Origin of the sequence: Achromobacter marplatensis (assembly GCF_002209535.1) — a bacterium.
Lineage (GTDB): Bacteria > Pseudomonadota > Gammaproteobacteria > Burkholderiales > Burkholderiaceae_B > Achromobacter > Achromobacter marplatensis.
In genome coordinates, this window is the sequence record NZ_NJIG01000005.1 from 215,379 (window position 1) to 234,659 (window position 19,281).

At 66.0% G+C, this 19,281-nt stretch carries 14 protein-coding genes; 4 read left to right on the top strand and 10 right to left on the bottom strand.

The window, feature by feature from the left end:
- Positions 1–62: 62 nt before the first annotated feature.
- From CEY09_RS13805 to CEY09_RS13835, 7 genes are all read right to left on the bottom strand, one after another.
- Positions 63–1,748: an ABC transporter ATP-binding protein gene (locus tag CEY09_RS13805; protein WP_088589046.1), complete on the bottom strand. Its 1,686-nt coding sequence runs from the start codon at positions 1,746–1,748 to the stop codon at positions 63–65.
- Positions 1,745–3,259: an ABC transporter permease gene (locus CEY09_RS13810; RefSeq protein ID WP_088589047.1), complete on the bottom strand. Its 1,515-nt coding sequence runs from the start codon at positions 3,257–3,259 to the stop codon at positions 1,745–1,747. The genes CEY09_RS13805 and CEY09_RS13810 overlap by 4 nt, the downstream gene beginning before the upstream one ends.
- A gap of 5 nt (positions 3,260–3,264) precedes the next feature.
- Positions 3,265–4,242, bottom strand: a complete 978-nt coding sequence (locus tag CEY09_RS13815) for an ABC transporter permease (protein WP_088589048.1) — start codon at positions 4,240–4,242, stop codon at positions 3,265–3,267.
- The gene (locus tag CEY09_RS13820) at positions 4,239–6,473 is read right to left on the bottom strand and encodes an ABC transporter substrate-binding protein (RefSeq protein ID WP_088589049.1); all 2,235 of its coding nucleotides are present in this window, start codon (positions 6,471–6,473) and stop codon (positions 4,239–4,241) included. The genes CEY09_RS13815 and CEY09_RS13820 overlap by 4 nt, the downstream gene beginning before the upstream one ends.
- A gap of 108 nt (positions 6,474–6,581) precedes the next feature.
- Positions 6,582–7,265 carry a thermonuclease family protein gene (locus CEY09_RS13825; RefSeq protein ID WP_088589050.1) on the bottom strand — a complete coding sequence of 228 codons (684 nt, stop codon included), beginning with the start codon at positions 7,263–7,265 and terminating at the stop codon, positions 6,582–6,584.
- A gap of 90 nt (positions 7,266–7,355) precedes the next feature.
- Positions 7,356–8,384, bottom strand: a complete 1,029-nt coding sequence (locus tag CEY09_RS13830; RefSeq protein WP_088589051.1) for a magnesium and cobalt transport protein CorA — start codon at positions 8,382–8,384, stop codon at positions 7,356–7,358.
- Between the two features lie 104 nt (positions 8,385–8,488).
- A complete protein-coding gene (locus tag CEY09_RS13835) occupies positions 8,489–10,600 on the bottom strand; it encodes an ATP-dependent helicase (RefSeq protein WP_088589052.1) in 2,112 nt (703 codons plus the stop codon).
- Positions 10,601–10,732: 132 nt separating this feature from the next.
- Between CEY09_RS13835 and CEY09_RS13840 the strand changes: the two genes are divergently transcribed.
- A complete protein-coding gene (locus CEY09_RS13840; RefSeq protein WP_088589053.1) occupies positions 10,733–11,629 on the top strand; it encodes a DUF72 domain-containing protein in 897 nt (298 codons plus the stop codon).
- 23 nt (positions 11,630–11,652) lie between these two features.
- On the opposite strand, the gene pdxR is transcribed toward CEY09_RS13840, so the two are convergent.
- On the bottom strand, positions 11,653–13,146 hold the full coding sequence (gene pdxR / locus CEY09_RS13845; RefSeq protein WP_377785534.1) for a MocR-like pyridoxine biosynthesis transcription factor PdxR: 1,494 nt from the start codon (positions 13,144–13,146) through the stop codon (positions 11,653–11,655).
- A 96-nt stretch (positions 13,147–13,242) separates the two neighbouring features.
- Between pdxR and gabT the strand changes: the two genes are divergently transcribed.
- From gabT to CEY09_RS13860, 3 genes are all read left to right on the top strand, one after another.
- Positions 13,243–14,505 (top strand): 4-aminobutyrate--2-oxoglutarate transaminase, encoded by a 1,263-nt coding sequence (gabT, locus tag CEY09_RS13850; RefSeq protein WP_088589054.1) that lies wholly within the window; start codon positions 13,243–13,245, stop codon positions 14,503–14,505.
- Positions 14,506–14,631: 126 nt separating this feature from the next.
- A complete protein-coding gene (locus CEY09_RS13855; RefSeq protein WP_088589055.1) occupies positions 14,632–16,098 on the top strand; it encodes an NAD-dependent succinate-semialdehyde dehydrogenase in 1,467 nt (488 codons plus the stop codon).
- A gap of 310 nt (positions 16,099–16,408) precedes the next feature.
- The gene (locus CEY09_RS13860) at positions 16,409–17,263 is read left to right on the top strand and encodes an inositol monophosphatase family protein (protein ID WP_006225578.1); all 855 of its coding nucleotides are present in this window, start codon (positions 16,409–16,411) and stop codon (positions 17,261–17,263) included.
- 137 nt (positions 17,264–17,400) lie between these two features.
- On the opposite strand, the gene CEY09_RS13865 is transcribed toward CEY09_RS13860, so the two are convergent.
- Both CEY09_RS13865 and epsC read right to left on the bottom strand, forming a co-directional pair.
- The gene (locus tag CEY09_RS13865) at positions 17,401–18,219 is read right to left on the bottom strand and encodes an NAD-dependent protein deacetylase (RefSeq protein WP_088589056.1); all 819 of its coding nucleotides are present in this window, start codon (positions 18,217–18,219) and stop codon (positions 17,401–17,403) included.
- Positions 18,220–18,279: 60 nt separating this feature from the next.
- Entirely contained in the window at positions 18,280–19,227 is a 948-nt protein-coding gene (epsC, locus tag CEY09_RS13870) for a serine O-acetyltransferase EpsC (protein WP_006225576.1), read from the bottom strand.
- Positions 19,228–19,281 lie beyond the last annotated feature (54 nt).

A 19,281-nucleotide genomic window follows, 5' to 3' on the forward strand; every position in this document is an offset into this window, starting at 1 on the left:
GCACGACGCCGAGTGCCCCGCACGCCCTGATCCGACAGGATCAGGGCGTGTTTTTCATGGCCTCAGCCGGGCGGCGTACCGAACTGCAGCCGGGGAACAGCGGCCAGCAACCGGCGCGTCAGTTCCTGCTGAGGCGCGTGCAGCACGGCATCGGCCTGCCCCAGTTCGATGATGCGTCCGCCGTCCATGACGGCGATGCGGTCCGCCAGATACTCGACCACGCCGAAGTTATGCGTGATGAACAGATAGGCGATACCCAGTTCGTCCTGAAGCTCGCGCAACAGGTCCAGGATCTGCGCCTGGACGGAAACATCAAGCGCTGACGTGGGTTCGTCGCAGATCAGGACCTTGGGTTCGACCGCCAGCGCCCGCGCAATCGCGATGCGCTGGCGCTGCCCGCCCGAGAATTCATGCGGATAGCGCGTCAGCGTGTTGACCGGCAGCCCCACCCGCTCGATCAATTGCGCCGCATGCGCGGCACGCGCCTCCTTGCTCATGCCACGGCGCAGGGATGCCAGGCCTTCGTCCAGAATGTCGCCCACGCGCATGCGCGGATCGAGCGAGGCGTAGGGATCCTGGAACACGATCTGGATGTCCTGGCGCAGGTCGCGCAGCGTGCGCCGGTCGGCCGACAGCGCATCCTTGCCTTGCAGCATTGCCCGGCCGGAAATCCGCGCCCCGTCGATCAGACGCAGCAGCGCCTTGCCGGTGGTGGTCTTGCCACAACCGGATTCGCCCAGCAAGGCCAGCGTTTCCCCGGCCCGCAACGAGAACGTCACGCCGTCGACCGCTTTTACCCACGATACGATGCGGCGCAGCGGACCTTTGCGCACGGGGTAATGCACCTTGAGGTCTTGCACGTCCAGCACCACGTCGCCGGGCTTGCGCGCCGCGCGGCCGGCTTCGCGCGCCATCGCCTGGCGGCGCTGTTCCGTCAGCGGAGTGCCGCGCTTTTCAAAGGTCGGAATGGCCTCGAACAACTGCCGCGCATAGGCGTGCTTGGGCGCCCGGAAGAATTCCTCGGCACTGGCGCTTTCGACGATTTCACCGCCACGCATGAGCGCCACGTGATGCGCTACGTTCTTCACCACCGCCAGATCGTGGGTGATGAGCAGCACGGCCATGCCCATTTCCCGCTGGATGTCGGCCAGCAGGTCCAGCACCTGCGCCTGCACCGTGACGTCCAGCGCGGTCGTCGGCTCGTCGGCGATCAGCAGCAGGGGTTCCGCCGCCAGCGCGATCGCAATCATGACACGCTGCTTCTGCCCACCCGAGAACTGGAACGGGTAGTCGTCCACGCGCCGTTCGGGCTCGGGAATGCCCACCCGCCTCAGCCAGTCCACCGCACGGGCACGAGCGGCCGCACCGCGCAGGGGCGTGTGCGCCGTCAGCGTTTCGATGATCTGGTCGCCCACGCGCATGACCGGGTTCAGGCTGGTGGACGGCTCCTGGAAAATGATGCCGATCCGCCCCCCGCGCACCCCGCGCATGGCGCTTTCGGGCAGGCGGTTCAGGTCTTCGCCGTCCAGGTCGATCTGCCCGCCGACGATGCGGCCGGCGTCCGGCAGCAGACGCAGCAACGCCAGCGCCGTGATGCTCTTGCCGCATCCGGATTCACCCACCAGCGCAAAGGTCTGCCGCTGGGAGATGGCCAGCTGCAAGCGCTTGACCGCGTGCGTCATGCCGCTTTCGCCGGCGATGTCTACATCAAGGCCCTGCACATCGAGCAAAGGCGCGTCGTAGCTCATGGCGCTTCTCCCGACTTGGATGGACGTGGTTCTGCGGCCAGCGCCGGCGCCGGACGGCGACCGAAGAGACCGCCCAGACGAGCCATGCGGCTGGGCTTGTAGCGGCGCGTGCGCGGATCGAACGCATCGCGCACGGCATCAGCGAACAGGTTGGCCGCCAGCACCAGCGCCAGCATGAAAATGAAAGCGGTCATCAGGCTCCACCAGATCATGGGATCGCGCGACATCTCCAGCCGGGCGCCATTGATCATGGAGCCGAAGGAATTCATGCTGGGATCCACGCCGATGCCTAGATACGACAGCACGGCCTCGTAGAGCACCAGGCCCGAGAATTCCAGCACCACGGTGATCAGCACCAGATGCGCCACGTTAGGCAGAAGATGGCGCGTCATGATGCGCCAGTGCGATACGCCGAACGCGCGTGCGGCCTGCACGTATTCCAGTTCCCGCAGCTTGAGTGTTTCCGCGCGCAGCAGGCGGCATAGCCCGGCCCAACCAGTCAGGCCAAGAATCATGCAGAGCAGGAACAGCCGCAGGTCCGCGCGCGCGACCGAGGTGTCGAACAGGTCGGCGTGGTTGTCGATGTAGACCTGCATCATCAGTGCGCAAGCCGCCACCAGCAGCACGCCGGGAATCGAGGTAATGGTGGTGTACAGGTACTGGATAGCGTCGTCGACCTTGCCCTTGAAGTAACCCGCCGCAATGCCGAAGATGATGGCTGGCGGCAGCATGGCGATGGTGGTCAGGCTGCCGATGACCAGCGCCGTGCGGATGCTTTTCAGCGCCTGCCACAGCACGTCGTTGCCGATGCGGTCGGTGCCCAACGCGTGATAGCCGCTGGACAGGCCGGCCAGCGCGCCGGCCGTCAGGCACAGCAACGTGAACGTCACCGCCATGGCGCGCCACGGGATGTCGGCATGGCCCCCCAGCAGTTGGCTGGCCGCCTCGGAAGCCGACCTGGTGCGCCGCGCCAGGCAGGCGTACAGGATGATCGTGGCCAGCAACGCCACCCCCAACCCGCCGGCCAGGCCGATTCCCAAGCGCTTCAGGACATCGCCCGTATGCTGTTCTTCGGGGTGGGTCAGATGGGTAGCCGCGCCGCGCAAACGCGGATAGTCGCGCACCGGCTTGCCATCGACCACCATGGTCTCTTTCAGGAACAGGTTCGCCGCCAGCGGCTGCGAGTAGTTCTTTTCGGGGCTGGTCAGCACGGTGCCCGCCAACAGGCCATCCAGCGCCGACTTGACGACAGGCGCATAGACCGGTGGGGCATCGGCCGCGGCGCCCGCAACGGGAGGCAACTGCGGACGGTAATGCACGGAGTCCAGCAGGCCCACCAGCGTGAACGCGACCAGGATCACCGCGGAGCACATGGCGGGCGTGTCGCGCGCCACACGCCCCCAGGTCGCGCGCAGGTTCGGACTGCGGCGGACATGCCAGACGTAGGCCAACGCGCAAAGCGCCATCAGCCACAGCGCAACATCGGTCCATAGGAAGACGATCTTCGGCATGGCGGCTACTCGAAACGGACGCGGGGGTCAGCCAGCGTGTAGGAAATATCGGCCAGGATCAGCCCCACGATGTAAAGCGCCGCGCCCAGGAACACCATGGCGCGCACGACGGAAAAATCCTGTGCGTTGATGGCGTCGATGGTGTAGCTGCCCAAGCCGGGGATACCGAAGAAAGACTCCGCGATCAGGCTGCCCATGAACAGCAGCGGCAAGGCGGCGACCGTGCTGGTCAGGATGGGCAGCATGGCGTTGCGCAGCACGTGCCGGAACAGCACGACGCGTTCGGCCAGCCCCTTGGCGCGCGCGGTGCGCACGTAGTCTTTGCCGATTTCTTCCAGGAACAGGGTGCGGTAGAAGCGCGCCTCGGGCCCCAGCCTCGACACGATCGCCACCAGCACCGGCAACGCCAGGAACTTGACGACGTCCAACCCGCCCGCGAAGCCCGAGAATGGCACCAGGCGCATGAGCTTGGCGAAGACCCATTGGCCGGCGATGATGTAGAACAGGCTGGAGATCGACAACAGCAGCACGCACACCACCACGCCCCAGAAATCCAGTCGCGTCGCCCGGAAATACACCAACGTCAGTGAAAAGACGATGCTGACGAAGAGTCCCAGGATGAACGTGGGCACCGCCAGCGCCAGGCTGGGTCCCATCCGGGTCTTGATCTCGCGGCCAATATCGCGGCCGCTGTCAGACGCACCAAACTCCATCACCAGCAGAGGCACCGACCGCTGATAGAACACGGTATCGGTCAACTGGGCCGCCCCTTCGGCTTTGGCGTTGAAGAAGAGCGGCTTGTCGTAGCCGCGCTCGACCTTCCATTTTTCCACCGCATCCTGGCTGGCGCGCTGTCCGCCGATGGCCAGGCGCGCCATGTCGTCCGGAGTGTTGACCGCGAAGAACAGGATGAAGGTGAAGAGGTTCACGCCGATCAGAATCAGCACGCCATACAGCAGCCGGCGGATCACATAGCCGATCATGATTGATGCTCCTTACGGACGCCCGGTCCAAAGGCCGTCTGGCGTTCGCGGCGCTTGAGCGCGACGTATGACGGCCAGATCGCCAAGGCCAGCAGCAGCACGAACAGGCCGATGGGCCACCACCTTGGGAAATTCCATTCGTCGATCTTCTGCTGCCGCAGCGCGGGGTCCAGCTTCAGGTATTGGAGGGTGTTGCGCACCATCTGCGTCGGCTTGGCGTTGCCGACCCATTGCTGGTAGGCGCCGCCCGACATTGGGAAGAAGCCGAACATCCACGGCGCGTCGCGCTGCACGATATCCACCATCCTGGCAATCAGCTTTTCCTTTTCCGGGCCGTCATCCAGAAACTTCATCTGCTCGAACAGCTTGTTGAATTCGGGGCTGTCGTAGTTGGCCGCGTTCTCGCCGCCGCCTTTTGCCTTGGCGTTGGGGCCGTACAGCAGGAACAGGAAATTTTCGGCGTCGGGGTAATCGGCATTCCAGCCCCACAGGAAGATCTGCGCCGCGCCACGCGTCATCTTGTCCTGGAAGCGGTTGTAATCGGTGGACCGCAAGTCCAGCTGCACGCCGATCTTGTTCATCTGACGGCGCATCCAGTCGAACTGCGGATTCGACCCGCCCCCCTGCATGGCGTCGTAGTACAGCACCAGCGGCGCCCCCGTCTTGGCATTGCGGCCATCGGGATAGCCGGCTTCGGCCAGCAGGCGGCGGGCCACGTCGACGGACTTGCGCTCGGGTTTGCCGTCCACCAGGTCGTACACGATGGGGTTCAAGCCTTCAGGCAGTTCGCGATAACCCAGCACACCGGGCGGCACCGGCCCCTGCGCCACGGAGGCCTGGCTGTTCTCGAACACGGCCACATATTCTTCCCAATCGAACACGATGCTGATGGCCTGGCGCAGCTTGCGGTTCTTTTCCGCCTGCTCGGGCGTATCGCCCTTGCCCACGACAGGGTCCAGCCAGTTGAACCCCATGTACCAATTGGCGGTTTCGACCGTGGTGGGCAGGCGGATGCCGCGCTCGCGGTACTGGCGGGCCTTGTCCTGGCTGTCGCCGGCGGCGACCAGCATGGCGACGCCGTACTCGCCGCGTTCGATCTGCGGCGCGTCGTAATAGCCCTGCATGAATTTGCCGATCAGCGGGATCGCTTCCTTTTCCAGGCTGAACACCGCGCGGTCGATGAATGGCGTAGGCTTGCCGCAATCCGCCAGCAGGCCGGCTGCCTTGTCGCCGGGTTCGCCGTCGCAAGGGTACGGTTCACCGTGGAAATTGGGGTTGCGCACCAGCACGTGGCGGCGGTTCGGCAGCGATTCGGCCAGCATGTAGGGGCCGGTCCCCACCGGCCAGGTGTTCAGCGACAGGTCGTGCGAGGCCATGCCAGGCTGGTTGTAGAAACGGTCGGCCTCCCAGGGGATGGGCGCCGTGAACGTCATGGCCAGCCAGTACTTGAATTGGGGATACTTGCCGGTGACCCGGATGCGCAGGGTATGCGGGTCCAGCGCCTGGACGCCGGTAAAACCATCGGCTTCGCGGAGATCCAGCCAGGGCGGCGTGCTGCCGCCGGGCAAGTCGCGCCGCATGTCGCGGTCGCGTTGGCGCAGGCGGTCGCCGTATTCCTTCATGCCTTGAACATGGTCGGCCATCACTGAATAGATGGGCGACACCACGCGCGGGCTGGCCAGGCGGCGGAACGCGTAGACATAATCGTCTGCGGTGAGTTCGCGCGTGCCGGTGCGCGGAAAATCAGGGATATAGAACTTGTCGTCCAGTTCGCCCGCGGCCAGCGGGAAGTAGTCGTAGCTGCCGTCGGTCTTGCGGGCAAAGGCCGGATGCGGCTGAAAGCGCACGCCAGGGCGGATCTTGATGTCGTAGACGCTTTCGGCGATCTGTTCGCCCGGCGCGTCGGCAGGCAACGGTTTTCCCTGCGCATCCAAATAGAGCGGCGGGGCAATGGCCTCGGCCGAGCGCGGCACCAGCTCGTAGGGCCGCTTCAGGTAGTGATAGCCGTACAACGTCTCATAGATGTTGTAGGTATAAGGCGTTTCGTCCACGGAATAAGAACTGGCCGGGTCCAGATACTTCGGCGAACGCTGCGTGAACGCGGAGTAGAACGTGTTCTGGCTTTCCGCACCAGACGGATACGGGCTGTTGATCGGGCTTTCTTGCGAGCAGCCCGCCACTGCCAGCAACAGCAGCGTGGCCGTCGCCCAGAGCCGCTTGAATGCACGCATGGAAACCTTCCCTTCAAATCGTTGCGACAGAGAATAGCAAACGCGGGACGGAGCCAGTACCCAGGCATCCCCCTAGCGGCCGCGCCAGGCAGCCCGACGCAGTCAGGCTCAGCCGCACTGCCGCTGACGCCAGCAGTCGTAGCGCCATTTCCAGGGCTGCATGGCGCCCTGCTGCACCCACAGGCCACGGCCGGCATCCTTGGCCTGGCGTTGCAGGTCCGGCATGGCCTTGTCGCGCAGGTAGTCGCCCTTTCTGGCGGTATAGGCCCAGGCGTAGCCGGCCTCGACCTGCAGGCGGTTGGCCGAGCGGCCGTCTTCAAGGATCAGCGCGCACACGTCACGGCCGTACTGGTCTTTCTCGTAGCACTGGGCGGTCAGGGTCTTGCCTGCCACCAGGCTGGCCAGGTTCTTGCGCGCGGCCTCGGCATACGGTTGCCCGGGCTGGTCGGCGCCGTGGCCTTCCTCCGGCGCATCGATGCTGTCCATGCGGATGCGCCGCTGGCCGTCCGGCGCGCGCAGCGTGACGGTATCGCCGTCGGCCACGTTGACGATGGTGCCGGTCAGTGTGTAGCTGCCCTGGGGTACGCCGCCCGCCGGCGCAGGGCCAGAGCGGGAGGGGGTCTGGGTTTGGGTTTGGCCAGGAGCCGACGACGTGCCCGTAGCCGGCGGACGGGGCGCATCACGCCCCGAGGGCTGCAGCCAATTGACGATGGCGCCTGCCGCCGCAAGGATCACGGCGACGATCAGGGCGGTCAGCTTGCTGCCGCCGCGAAAGGAAGGTTTGCCACGCACCGGCCGGGCTCCAGGTTAGAAACGCTGGAAGTTTGCCACACGCCGCGTGCCGCCAACCGCCCGGCGTGCAGAAAAGGACTGCGTCCGGTCCTACAGCCAGCCCGATTTGCGGAAACGCCAATACAGGATGGAACAGACCGACACGATGACACCCAGCGTAATGGGATAACCCCAAGGCGACTTCAGTTCGGGCATGAATTCGAAGTTCATGCCATAGATGCCGGCGATCGCCGTGGGCACGGCCAGAATGGCGGCCCAGGACGCGAGCTTGCGGGTGGTGTCGTTCTGCGCGGCCTGGCCGATCATCAGGCTGGCTTCAAACGCGAAGGCCAGCGACTCGCGCAGGGCGTTGAACAGTTCGTCCACGCGCAGTACGCGGTCGGCGACTTCGCCGAAATACGGGCGCGCATGTTCGTCCACCGCCGACATCTCGACCCGCGCCAGGCGGCGGCAGATCTCGGCCATCGGTGACACCACGGTGTGGATGCGCAACAGGTCGCGGCGCTGGCGGTACAGCCTGCGAATGTCGGAATCCTTGGCGCCGCGGATCAGCAGCTTCTGCTCGGCGCCTTCCACCACGCTTTCGATCTTGCCGGCGGCGGCCACATAGCGGTCGACCAGCCAGTCCAGCACCTCGGACGCCACGTAGTCGCTGCCGCGCTTGAGCAGGTCGGGCGACGCCTCCAACCGTTCGCGCAAGGGACTGTGGGCGGCCGTTGCGCCACGGCGCACGGTCACCAGGAAGCCGTCGCCGATCAGCAATTGGGTCTCGCCGAAGATCGGGCGTTCAGCCTCGACCTCGACGGTGATGGTCACGATGAGGACCATATTGCCGTAGTCGATGATCTTCGGGCGCCGGTGCGGTTCCAGCATTTCTTCCTGGTTCTTGCCGCAGGCGCCGAGTTCTCCGGTAACCCTGGCCAGCAATTCCGGCGTGGGATTGCGCAAGCCGATCCACAGCATGCCGGGCGGCTGCCCCTGCGGCTGGCTGTTGTACCGGCTGATGTGCTGCCCCACCTCGTCGATGGGCACTTCCCGGTCGCGACGCCCGTTGACATAGGCTATCGACGCGACGACCTCGCCCTTGTGGGCGTCGGCGAAATTCTCTTCAGCGGACATGGACTACCTCAGGCAATGCGATCCCTACCGGACAACTTATGGGTATCGGCCGATGATAGCCCAGGCTCGGGCCTGTCAACGTTCGAAGGCGCCGCGCACAGGCCCTAGGAAAACAGGCTGCGGACCCGTTTGGTCACGTCGATGCTGGGCGCCTGCGGTTCCTTGGGCTGGCCGCCAGGCAGATCAGGCAGCGCGGGCGGCTTGGGCAGATGGTCGAACAGCGGCAGCATGGCATTGGTGATGTAGCGCGTGCGCGAACCATAGACGTGGCGGTCGCCCATGCCCGTCTGCTGGTGCACGTAGAAGCGTTGCGGCACGATCAGCTGCAAGCGCTCTTTGGCCCGGGTCATGGCCACGTACAGCAGGCGGCGCTCTTCCTCGATCTCTTCGGCGGTGCCCGTGCTCATGTCGGACGGGATGCAGCCGTCGACCACGTTCAGCACATAGACCGCCTTCCATTCCTGGCCCTTGGCGGAGTGAATGGTGGACAGGATCATGTAGTCTTCGTCGCGCGACGGGGCGCCGGATTCGTCGCTGGTGGCGTCGGGCGGGTCCAGCGTCAGTTCGGTCAGGAAACGTTCGCGCGACGGGTAACCCGCCGCCAGCCGCACCAACTGGTCCAGGTCAGTCTTTCGCACGCGCGCATCGTCGTACAGGCGTTCCAGCTGGCCGGCATACCAGCGCAGGGCCAGGTCCACGTCGGCCGGCCAACGCAGGGCGGGATCGCACAGCGCCGCATAGGTGTCGGCAAACGCGCCCCACTCTTCCTGCGCCGCCGCCCCCGGCTTGAATTCGCGCAGCGCTCGCAACGGTTCGGCGGACGCGGCCATGGCGTCCATCAACTTGCCCGCCGTGGCCGGCCCGATGCCCGGCATCAGTTGCGCCACCCGGAAGCCCGCCATGCGGCCGCGCGGATTTTCGGCCCAACGCAAGAGCGACAACAGGTCTTTCACATGCGCGGCTTCCAGGAAGCGCAGGCCGCCGAATTTCACGAAGGGGATGTTGCGGCGGGTCAGTTCCAGTTCCAGCGCGGCGCTGTGGCTGGCCGTACGGAACAGCGCCGCCTGCGACTTCAGCGTGGCGCCGCCCTCGCGCTGTGCCAGCACCTGGTCGGCCACCCACCGCGCCTGCCCAGCTTCGTCGCTGACCGTCACCAGCTCGGGCAATTGCGACGAGGCGCGGTCGGTCCAGAGGTCTTTGGCGAAACGTTCCGTCGCCAGCCCGATCACGGCGTTGGACGCGTTCAGGATGGGCTGGGTTGAACGGTAGTTGCGGTCCAGCGTGATGACGCGCGCCGGTTCGGGAAACTGATTGGGAAAGTCCAGGATGTTGCGCACGGTGGCGGCGCGGAAGGAATAGATGGACTGGGCATCGTCGCCCACCACCGTCAGGCCGCGGCCGTCCGGCTTCATCGCCAGCAGGATGGCCGACTGCAGCCGATTGGTGTCCTGGTATTCGTCCACCAGCACATGGTCGAAGCGCGCGCCGACATCAGCGGCGATCCCGGGGTCGGACATCATCTCGGCCCAATACAGCAGCAGGTCGTCGTAATCCAGCACCTGCTGATCCTGTTTGGCGGCGACATAGCCACGGAACAGGTTCTTCAGTTCGTCTTCCCACTGGACGCACCAGGGAAAGGACGTCTTCAGCACGTCAGCCACCGGCGTCTGGCTGTTGACCACGCGCGAGTAGATGGCCAGGCAGGTGCCCTTCAACGGAAAGCGCGACTTGGTGGACGACAGGCCTTGCTCGTGCCGGACCATGCCCATCAGGTCTTCGGCATCGCCGCGGTCATGGATGGTGAAGGCTTCAGACAAACCGATGCGCAGTGCGCAGTCGCGCAAGAGCCGCGCGCCGATAGCGTGGAAGGTGCCCGCCCAAGGCAAGGACGGCGCCTGCTGCGAGCCGCGCAGGTTCATGACCCGCTGCAGCACGGATCCCACGCGGCGGTCCATTTCCTGGGCGGCGCGGCGCGAAAAAGTCAGCAGCAGCATGCGCTGCGGGTCCGCGCCATTCAGGATCAGGTGCGCCACCCGGTGGGCCAGCGTATTGGTCTTGCCCGAACCCGCCCCGGCGATGACCAGGAGGGGGCCTCCATCGCCCGACGCGCCATGCGCGCCATTGACGCCGAATTCGGCGGCTTCGCGCTGGGCGGGGTTCAGGTCGGCCAGGGGGTCGGGGCGGCTGTTTGAAGGGGCGGGATTCTGTTCGGGCATGACGCGTAGGGGGCCGCTTGGCGCGCCGCGGCGCCGCGCGCACGATGCGCGGCCACGGGCCAAATGACTGGCTATATATCCAGCTATCATAGCAGCGTGGCCCCCCCCCCTTCACGCCCCCCGCCCTTTCCCATGCGCATCCTGACCGGCACCGCCTCCTGGACCGATCCCACCTTACTGGCCTGCGGTCGCTTCTACCCGCCCGGCGTCCGCAGCGCCGAGGCCCGGCTGCGGTTCTACGCGTCGCGCTTTGCCATGGCAGAGGTCGATTCCAGCTATTACGCCCTGCCCTCCGCGGAAAATGCCTATCTGTGGGCGCAACGCACGCCGGATGATTTCGTCTTCAACATCAAGGCGTTCCGGCTGTTCACCGGCCACCAGACGCCGCTTGCCGCATTGCCCGCAGACATTGGCCGCGAGTTGGCCGACTGGCCGGACCCCGTCATCTATCACGGCCAGATGCCCGAAGACCTGCGCGACGAGCTCTGGCGTCGCTACCAGATGGCGCTGGAGCCGCTGCGGATGCCGGGCAAGCTGGGCGCGGTGCATTTCCAGTTTCCGCCCTGGATCCGGCGCGATGCGCGCGGCCGGGCGCACGTGGCCGATTGCGCACGGCGTATGGAAGAACACCTGATCTCGGTGGAATTCCGGCACCGTAGCTGGTTCGAAACGCCGGCGGCCACGGCGGACACGCTCGCGTTCGAACGCGACCTGGGCGTGGTGCATACCGTGGTCGATGCCCCCCAGGGCTTCGACAACACGGTGCCCGCCGTTTGGGAAAGCAGCCATCCCGAACTGACGCTGCTACGCCTGCACGGCCGCAATGCCGCGGCCTGGAACGTATCCGGGGCGGCCTCGTCGGGACGCTTCCAGTATGAATACACGGAACAGGAATTGGCCGAATTGGCAGAGCGCTTTTCGCGGCTGGCGACGCAAAGCGCCCAGGCGCATGCCGTGTTCAACACCAATTTCGAAGACCAGGGCATGCGCAACGCTGCCGCGTTCGCGTCCGCGCTGCTGCCGTTCTAAGGCCGCGGTATCGACGCCGCCGGTCAGGCCGCCGCCGGCTTGCGGGCGACTTCCGCCAGGCTTTCCAACAGCACTTCGAACTTGCGCGCGATGTCGTGCTCGGGCACACAGGCGTAGCCCAGCAGCAGGCCCGGCCGCCGCCCTTCCGCATTCACGTAGTACCGCGACAGCGCGCGCGTCAGCACGCCTTTGCTGCGCGCCACGTCAACCACGCGCAAATCATCCATATCCGGCGGCAGAGTCAGCACCAAGTGCAGGCCCGCCATGCTGGCGTCGCGGTGCAGCCAGTCCGGACCCAGCCGGCGTTCGATCAGGTTGACCAGCATCGCGCGGCGCCGACCATACAGCATGCGCATCCGGCGGATATGGGCCGCGTAATGGCCTTCGGCGATGAACGTCGCCAGCGCTGCGTGCGTCATCAGATGCCCCTCGCGGTAAAGCTCCGCATGCGCCGCCTGGAACGCCGCGGTCAGCGGCTTGGGCAATACCAGATATCCGACGCGCAGGCCCGGGTACAGGGTTTTGCTGAAGGTGCCCATATAGATGACGGGCGCATCCGGCTCCAGGCCCAGCAACGATGCGATGGGCCGGCCTGAGAAGCGGAATTCGCTGTCGTAATCGTCTTCGATGATCCAGCTGCCACATTGCCGCGCCACGGCAAGCAATTGGCGGCGCCGGGTCAGCGACATGACCGGACCCAGCGGATACTGGTGCGAGGGGGTGACGAAGATGAAGCGCGGCGGCGTGCCCACGGCGTCCGGCAGGCGCATGCCTTCTTCATCGACCGGCAGGTGCACGGTATGCAGGCCATTGGCCTGCAGGATGGTGCGGGCACCCCAATAGCCCGGGTCTTCGACCCAGGCGGTCTCGCCGGCTTCGCCCAGGATGCGAGTCGTCAGGTCGATGGCCTGGTGCGACCCTTCGGTGATGATGATCTGTTCGGGGTCGCAATCGATGGAGCGCGTCAGCGCCAGATGCTGGGCCAGCGCCTCGCGCAGTGCCGGCAGGCCGCCGCCGTAGGCATAGGTCAGCAGATCGGGCGACGGGTTACGCCATAGCGAACTGAAGATGCGGCCGAATTTCTTGTGCGGGAACTCGGTCAGGTCGGGCACGCCGGGCATGAAGGCGCCCCATTGGTAGGGCGAGGCCGACACGCCATCCACGATGGCCGCGCCGCGCGGCGACAAGGCCGGGCCCGGCTGCGACTTCGGCGGCTGGCGCAGCCGGCGGCCGCTGGCCAGGTAGGAATCCGGTACCGAGGCGTTGACGAAGGTGCCGTTGCCCTGGCGGCTGCGCGTATAGCCTTCGGCCAGCAGCTGGCTGTAGACGTGGACCACGGTATTGCGGGCGATGCCGAGTTCGGCAGCCAGGTCGCGCGAAGCCGGCAGGCGCGAGTCCGCGGCGATGGCGCCGTCCAGGATCGCTTCGCGGATGCCGCGGTACAGCCGCTTGTTCATCGGCTCGTTCGCCCCATCGGCCAAACGCAGCAGCAGCAAGTCACCTACAATGGACCGCAATTGGTTCTACCTGTTTTATTAAAGTGGTTCCCACAAATGGGGCCATCGTAGCATTAAATAAGGTTTTTCCCGCCCACCACGTTCCCCGAGGCAGAGATGAAGAATCAGGACCTGAATACCCGCCGTTCCTTGGCCACCCCGCGTGGCGTCGGCGTCATGTGCGACTTCTACGCGGTGCGCGCCGAAAACGCCACGCTGTGGGACGCCAACGGCAAGGAATACATCGATTTCGCGGGCGGCATCGCCGTGCTGAACACCGGCCACCTGCACCCCAAGGTCAAGGCCGCTGTGTCCGCCCAGCTGGACAACTTCACGCACACGGCCTATCAGATCGTGCCGTACGAAGGCTACATCTCGCTGGCCGAGCGCATCAACCGCCTGGCCCCCATCGACGGCCTGAAGAAGACCGCGTTCTTCACGACCGGCGTCGAAGCCGTTGAAAACGCCATCAAGATCGCACGTTCGGCCACCGGCCGTTCGGGCGTCATCGCCTTTTCGGGTTCGTTCCACGGCCGCACCATGCTGGGCATGGCGCTGACCGGCAAGGTCGCCCCCTACAAGCTGTCGTTCGGCCCGATGCCGGGCGACATCTACCACGTGCCGTTCCCCAACGGCACCCAGTCCATCACCGTGGCGGATTCGCTCAAGGCGCTGGACCTGCTGTTCAAGTGCGACATCGATCCCAAGCGCGTGGCTGCGATCATCATCGAACCGGTGCAAGGCGAAGGCGGCTTCAACATCACCCCGCCTGAACTGATGACCGCCCTGCGCAAGCTTTGCGACGAGCACGGCATCCTGCTGATCGCCGACGAAGTGCAAACGGGCTTTGGCCGCACCGGCAAGCTGTTCGCGATGGAACACCACTCGGTGCAGGCAGACATCATCACGATGGCCAAGAGCCTGGGCGGCGGCTTCCCGATCTCGGGCGTGGTCGGCCGCGCCGACGTCATGGACGGCCCGGCCGCGGGCGGCCTGGGCGGCACGTACGCCGGCAACCCGCTGGCGGTCGCCGCTGCGCACGCCGTGCTGGACGTGATCGCCGAAGAAAAGCTGTGCGAACGCGCAAGCGTGCTGGGCGACAAGCTGCGCGCCCATCTGCAAGGCCTGCGTGGCAAGGTGGCGGGCATCGCCGACGTGCGCGGCCTGGGCTCGATGGTGGCGCTGGAACTGAACGACGCCAACGGCAAGCCGGACGCCGAAGCCGTCAAGCGCGTGCAAGCGCGCGCGCTGGAGCAAGGCCTGATCCTGCTGAGCTGCGGCGTGTACGGCAACGTGCTGCGCTTCCTGTACCCGCTGACCATCCCCGACGCGCAATTCGACCGCGCGCTGGTTATCCTGTCCGAGGCGCTGGCCGCCTGATGCCCAGGGCCTGAACACCCGATCTTCGGTTGGGCAGGCATGGCAATTGCGGGCGTGTTGCGGTTTACCGCCACGCCCGCAGCCGTTTCCTGGCCCTGCTGCATTTCATTCAAGGAGACTCCGATAATGACCGCTTTGACCCATCCCCTGTCGCGCCCTGAACTGCTGCGCGACGCCTGCTACATCGACGGCAAGTGGGTAGGCGCCGGCAACGGCGCATCGATCCCGGTGGACAATCCCTCCACCGGCAAGACCATCGTGTCCGTGCCCAAGCTGGGCCGCAAGGAAACCGAACAGGCCATCGCCAGCGCACAAGCCGCGCTGCCGGCCTGGAGCGCCAAGACCGGCAAGGAACGCGCCGCGATCCTGCTGAAGTGGGCGCAGTTGATGATGCAGAACCAGCAAGACCTGGCCGCCATCATGACGTCCGAACAGGGCAAGCCCGTGACCGAAGCCGCCGGCGAAATCGCCTACGCCGCCTCGTTCCTGGAATGGTTCGCTGAAGAAGCCAAGCGCATCGACGGCGACGTGCTGCAAAGCCCGAAGGCCGGCCAGCGCTTGCTGGCATTGAAGCAGCCCATTGGCGTCACCGCCGCCATCACGCCGTGGAACTTCCCGGCCGCCATGATCACCCGCAAGGTCGGCCCGGCGCTTGCCGCCGGCTGCACCATGGTCGTCAAGCCCGCCCAGCAGACCCCGCTGACCGCGCTGGCGCTGGCCGTGCTGGCCGAAGAAGCCGGCGTGCCGGCCGGCGTGTTCCACGTCATCACCGGCAGCTCGCGCGATATCGGCGCGGCCCTGTGCGAGAGCGAGGTGGTGCGCAAGCTGAGCTTCACCGGATCGACGGAAGTCGGCCGCACGCTGATGGAGCAATGCGCGCCGACCATCAAGAAGCTGTCGCTGGAACTGGGCGGCAACGCGCCCTTCATCGTGTTCGACGACGCCGACCTGGACCGCGCCGTGGACGGCATCCTGGCCTCGAAGTACCGCAACGCCGGCCAGACCTGCGTGTGCGCCAACCGCATTTACGTGCAGGCCGGCGTGTATGAAGAGATCGCCAAGCGCCTGGTGGCCAAGGTCAATGGCATGAAGGTGGGCGACGGCTTCGCCGACGGCGTGACGCAAGGTCCGCTGATCGACGCCAGCGCCGTGGAAAAGGTGCAGGAACACATCGCCGAGGCAACCTCGCACGGCGCCAAGGTCATCGCTGGCGGCAAGCCGCATGCGCTGGGCGGCACGTTCTTCGAGCCGACCGTGGTGCGCGACGTGACCCAGTCGATGCGTTTCGCGACCGAAGAAACCTTCGGCCCGGTGGCCCCGCTGTTCCGCTTCGAAACGGAAGAAGAAGTCATCGGCATGGCGAATGACACCATCTTCGGCCTGGCCGCCTACTTCTTCACCCGCGACTACGCCCGCATCTGGCGCGTGTCGGAATCGCTGGAGTACGGCATCGTCGGCATCAACACCGGCTTGATCTCCAACGAAGTCGGCCCGTTCGGCGGTGTGAAGCAATCCGGCCTGGGCCGCGAAGGCTCCAAGTACGGTATCGAGGAATACCTCGAGATCAAGTACTTGTGCGTCGACCTGGGCTAAAGAGAAAGGGCCCCCACGCCGCGCACGCTACGCGTGCTTGCTGCCCCCCGAGGGGGCGGCGCCGCTTTGGGGCGGCCCGGCGGCGGCGCGGCCCCCACGCCGCGCACGCTACGCGTGCTTGCTGCCCCCGAGGGGGCGGCGGCGCCTCCGGGATAAGCGGGCTTTGCCCTGCTTATCCCCACCAACTGTGGACAACCCGGCAGATAACTCCTGCATAGCCGGAAAAAGTCCTTTCATTCCAGTGACTTGCAAAACACGATCAAATGCCGCTCAGGCGTGATAGATTTGCGCGTTCCCTGGATGAGTCAGTATGAGCAGAACTTTTACCCGCGAGGACACCCGCAAGCTTGCCGTCGTGCTGGCCGAAACCGCCCTGGCGGAGGTCATGCCGCGCTATCGCAACCTGCCGGAAGGCTCGGTGCGGGGCAAGAGTTCGCCGCGCGACCTGGTGACCGACGCGGACGAGGCGGCTGAACGCCTGATCGCCGCCCGCCTGGCCAAGCTGCACCCCGGCGCCGTGCTAATCGGCGAAGAAGCCTCCGCGCGCAATCCCGCCCTGCTGAACATGCTGGTCGACGCCGACCTGGCCTTTTTGATCGACCCCATCGACGGCACCCGCAACTATGTGGCTGGCTTGCCCCTGTTCGGCATGATGATCGCGGCCTGCCATCGCGGCGACGTCATCGCGGGCGTCATCTACGACCCCGTCAACCGCGACAGCGCGCTGGCCGTGCGCGGCGAAGGCGCCTGGATGGAATACGAGAATGGCCGGCAGGCCCCGCTGGCAGTCGCCAGCCCGGCGCCGCCCGAAGACATGGATGGCCTGATCGCCACGGGTGCGCTGCCCGAACCGTTGCGCACCACCGTCAATAGCAACCTGTCGCGCCTGGGCAGCACCGCATCGCTGCGCTGCGCCGCCCATGAATACCGGATGCTGGCCGCCGGCCATTGCCATGTGGCGCTGTACAACCAGCTGACGGCCTGGGACCATGCGGCGGGCTGGCTGCTCCACCGGGAAGCCGGCGGGTACGCCGCGCGCTTTGACGGCTCGCCCTACAAGCCCACGCACCGCACGGGCGGGCTGCTGTATGCGCCGGATGCCGGCAGCTGGCACGCCGCCCGCAAGGCGTTACTGGGCGACGGGCTTGAGCCGCTAGAGACGTAAAAAATGGGGGTTATCCCTAGGAATTATCCACAGTTCCTGTGGACAACCCTATGGAAAGGTCTGTAACAGAGCGAAAAATCCCTTACGGGGCAAGCACTTGCTTAGACCGGTCAAAAACCGGCCGGCAAAAAGTGTGCCTATAAGGCATCCAACGCCACCGCACAGGGCTGTTCCACCTTCAGGGTCAGCAGCGGATCGGCCCGCGTGCGGCCCAGGTTGATGGCGGCGATCGGCATGCCGTTGCGGGACGCCGCGGTCACGAAACGATAGCCTGAATACACCATCAGCGACGAGCCGACGACCAGCACCGCATCGGCGCTCATCAGGCCGGCATTGGCCCGGTCCACGCGATCGCGGGGTACGGTTTCACCGAAGAAGACCACGTCCGGCTTGACGATGCCGCCACAGCGCGGACAAGGCGGCACGGCGAAGCGCGAGAAATCCTCGCCCTCGAGGTCGGCGTCACCGTCGGGCGCATCGGTGGCGTCCAGGGACGTCCATTCCGGGTTGCCCTGCAGAAGCGCCTCTTGCCAGGGCTGGCGGCCGCCGCGCCAGTCGCAATTCATGCAACGCACCTCGTCCAGCCGGCCGTGCAGGTCCACGACTTCGCGGCTGCCCGCCGCTTCGTGCAGGCCATCGACGTTTTGCGTGACCAGCACCGTGACGTGGCCGCGCGACTCCAGCCGCGCCAGCGCGCGGTGCGAATCATTAGGCTTGACGCTGCCGAAGCGGCGCCAGCCGACCATGCTGCGGGCCCAATAGCGGGCGCGCGCCAGGTCGTCGCCCATGAAGGTCTGCAGCGTCATGGGCGGCTTGCGCTTCCATTCGCCTTCAGTATCGCGGTAGTCGGGGATGCCGGAGTCGGTGCTGACGCCCGCCCCCGTCAGTACGAACAGCCGCGGGTGGCGGTCGACGAAGCCGCGCAGCGCGGCCAGATCCGAGACTCGTGTATCCATCCTGACTCCTCTGTCCTGGCCGCCCGCGCACGCGGCGCTGCGTGCATCGATAAAGGCGGTTCAGCCGCCCAGGCCGCAATCCGGCATGTCGCTGACCAGGCTGGCCTGCGTGACGTTGCTACCCGGGGCCACACTGCGCGTCAGCCAGACGTTGCCGCCAATGGTCGATCCCTTGCCGATCGTGACGCGGCCCAGAATCGTGGCGCCAGCGTAGATCACGACATCGTCTTCGATCAACGGGTGACGCGGCAGGCCTTTCTTCAGCTCGCCGTTTTCACCGGGCGGGAAGCGCTTGGCGCCCAGCGTCACCATCTGGTAGAGCCGCACGCGGTCGCCGATGATGGCGGTTTCGCCGATGACCACGCCCGTGCCGTGGTCGATGAAGAAACTGCGGCCGATGGTGGCGCCCGGGTGGATGTCGATGCCGGTGTCAGCATGGGCGATCTCGGCCACGATGCGGGCCAGCATCGGCACGTTCAGGCGGTACAGGACGTTGGCCAGGCGGTGATGGATCATCGCCGCCACGCCGGGATAGCACAGCAGCACTTCGTCGACGCTGTGCGCCGCCGGGTCGCCCTGGTAGGCCGCGGTCACGTCCAGGTCGAGCGCGGCGCGCACCCGCGGCAGCTCGGCGCCGAACTGGCGCACGATCTCGATGGCGCGCCGCTGGGTTTCAGCGGGGTCCACGTGTTCATGGCGGCCCACGTATTGCAGTTCAAGACAGACCTGGTGCAGCAGCGCGTCCAGTGCGGCGCCGATGGTGTGCCCGACGTAGAAGTCTTCGACTTCCTCGCGCAGGTCGATCGGACCCAGGCGCATCGGGAACAAGGCGCCACAGAGATCCTTGACGATCTGGCGCAGGCTTTCCTGCGACGGGAATTCGCGCAAACCCGAGTCTTCGCGCAAGCGGCCGCGCGGGCCGCGCCAGGCGACGCGCGCGTCGCGCAGGCCGGACACGATGCTGTCCAGGTTCCAGTGGGCCGGCGGCAGGTAGGAGGGGCCGCTCATTGCCACTGCTCCGGCAAGGCGCCGTGCTGCCCGGCATACGGATGGAATTCAAAC

Coding starts and splice junctions, on each gene's coding strand:
- CEY09_RS13840 (WP_088589053.1), top strand. CDS start 10,733: ATGCGCATCCTGACCGGCACCGCCTCCTGGACCGATCCCACCTTACTG.
- gabT (WP_088589054.1), top strand. CDS start 13,243: ATGAAGAATCAGGACCTGAATACCCGCCGTTCCTTGGCCACCCCGCGT.
- epsC (WP_006225576.1), bottom strand. CDS start 19,227: ATGAGCGGCCCCTCCTACCTGCCGCCGGCCCACTGGAACCTGGACAGC.
- CEY09_RS13810 (WP_088589047.1), bottom strand. CDS start 3,259: ATGCCGAAGATCGTCTTCCTATGGACCGATGTTGCGCTGTGGCTGATG.
- CEY09_RS13860 (WP_006225578.1), top strand. CDS start 16,409: ATGAGCAGAACTTTTACCCGCGAGGACACCCGCAAGCTTGCCGTCGTG.
- CEY09_RS13835 (WP_088589052.1), bottom strand. CDS start 10,600: ATGCCCGAACAGAATCCCGCCCCTTCAAACAGCCGCCCCGACCCCCTG.
- CEY09_RS13855 (WP_088589055.1), top strand. CDS start 14,632: ATGACCGCTTTGACCCATCCCCTGTCGCGCCCTGAACTGCTGCGCGAC.
- CEY09_RS13815 (WP_088589048.1), bottom strand. CDS start 4,242: ATGATCGGCTATGTGATCCGCCGGCTGCTGTATGGCGTGCTGATTCTG.
- CEY09_RS13805 (WP_088589046.1), bottom strand. CDS start 1,748: ATGAGCTACGACGCGCCTTTGCTCGATGTGCAGGGCCTTGATGTAGAC.
- CEY09_RS13820 (WP_088589049.1), bottom strand. CDS start 6,473: ATGCGTGCATTCAAGCGGCTCTGGGCGACGGCCACGCTGCTGTTGCTG.
- CEY09_RS13830 (WP_088589051.1), bottom strand. CDS start 8,384: ATGTCCGCTGAAGAGAATTTCGCCGACGCCCACAAGGGCGAGGTCGTC.
- CEY09_RS13865 (WP_088589056.1), bottom strand. CDS start 18,219: ATGGATACACGAGTCTCGGATCTGGCCGCGCTGCGCGGCTTCGTCGAC.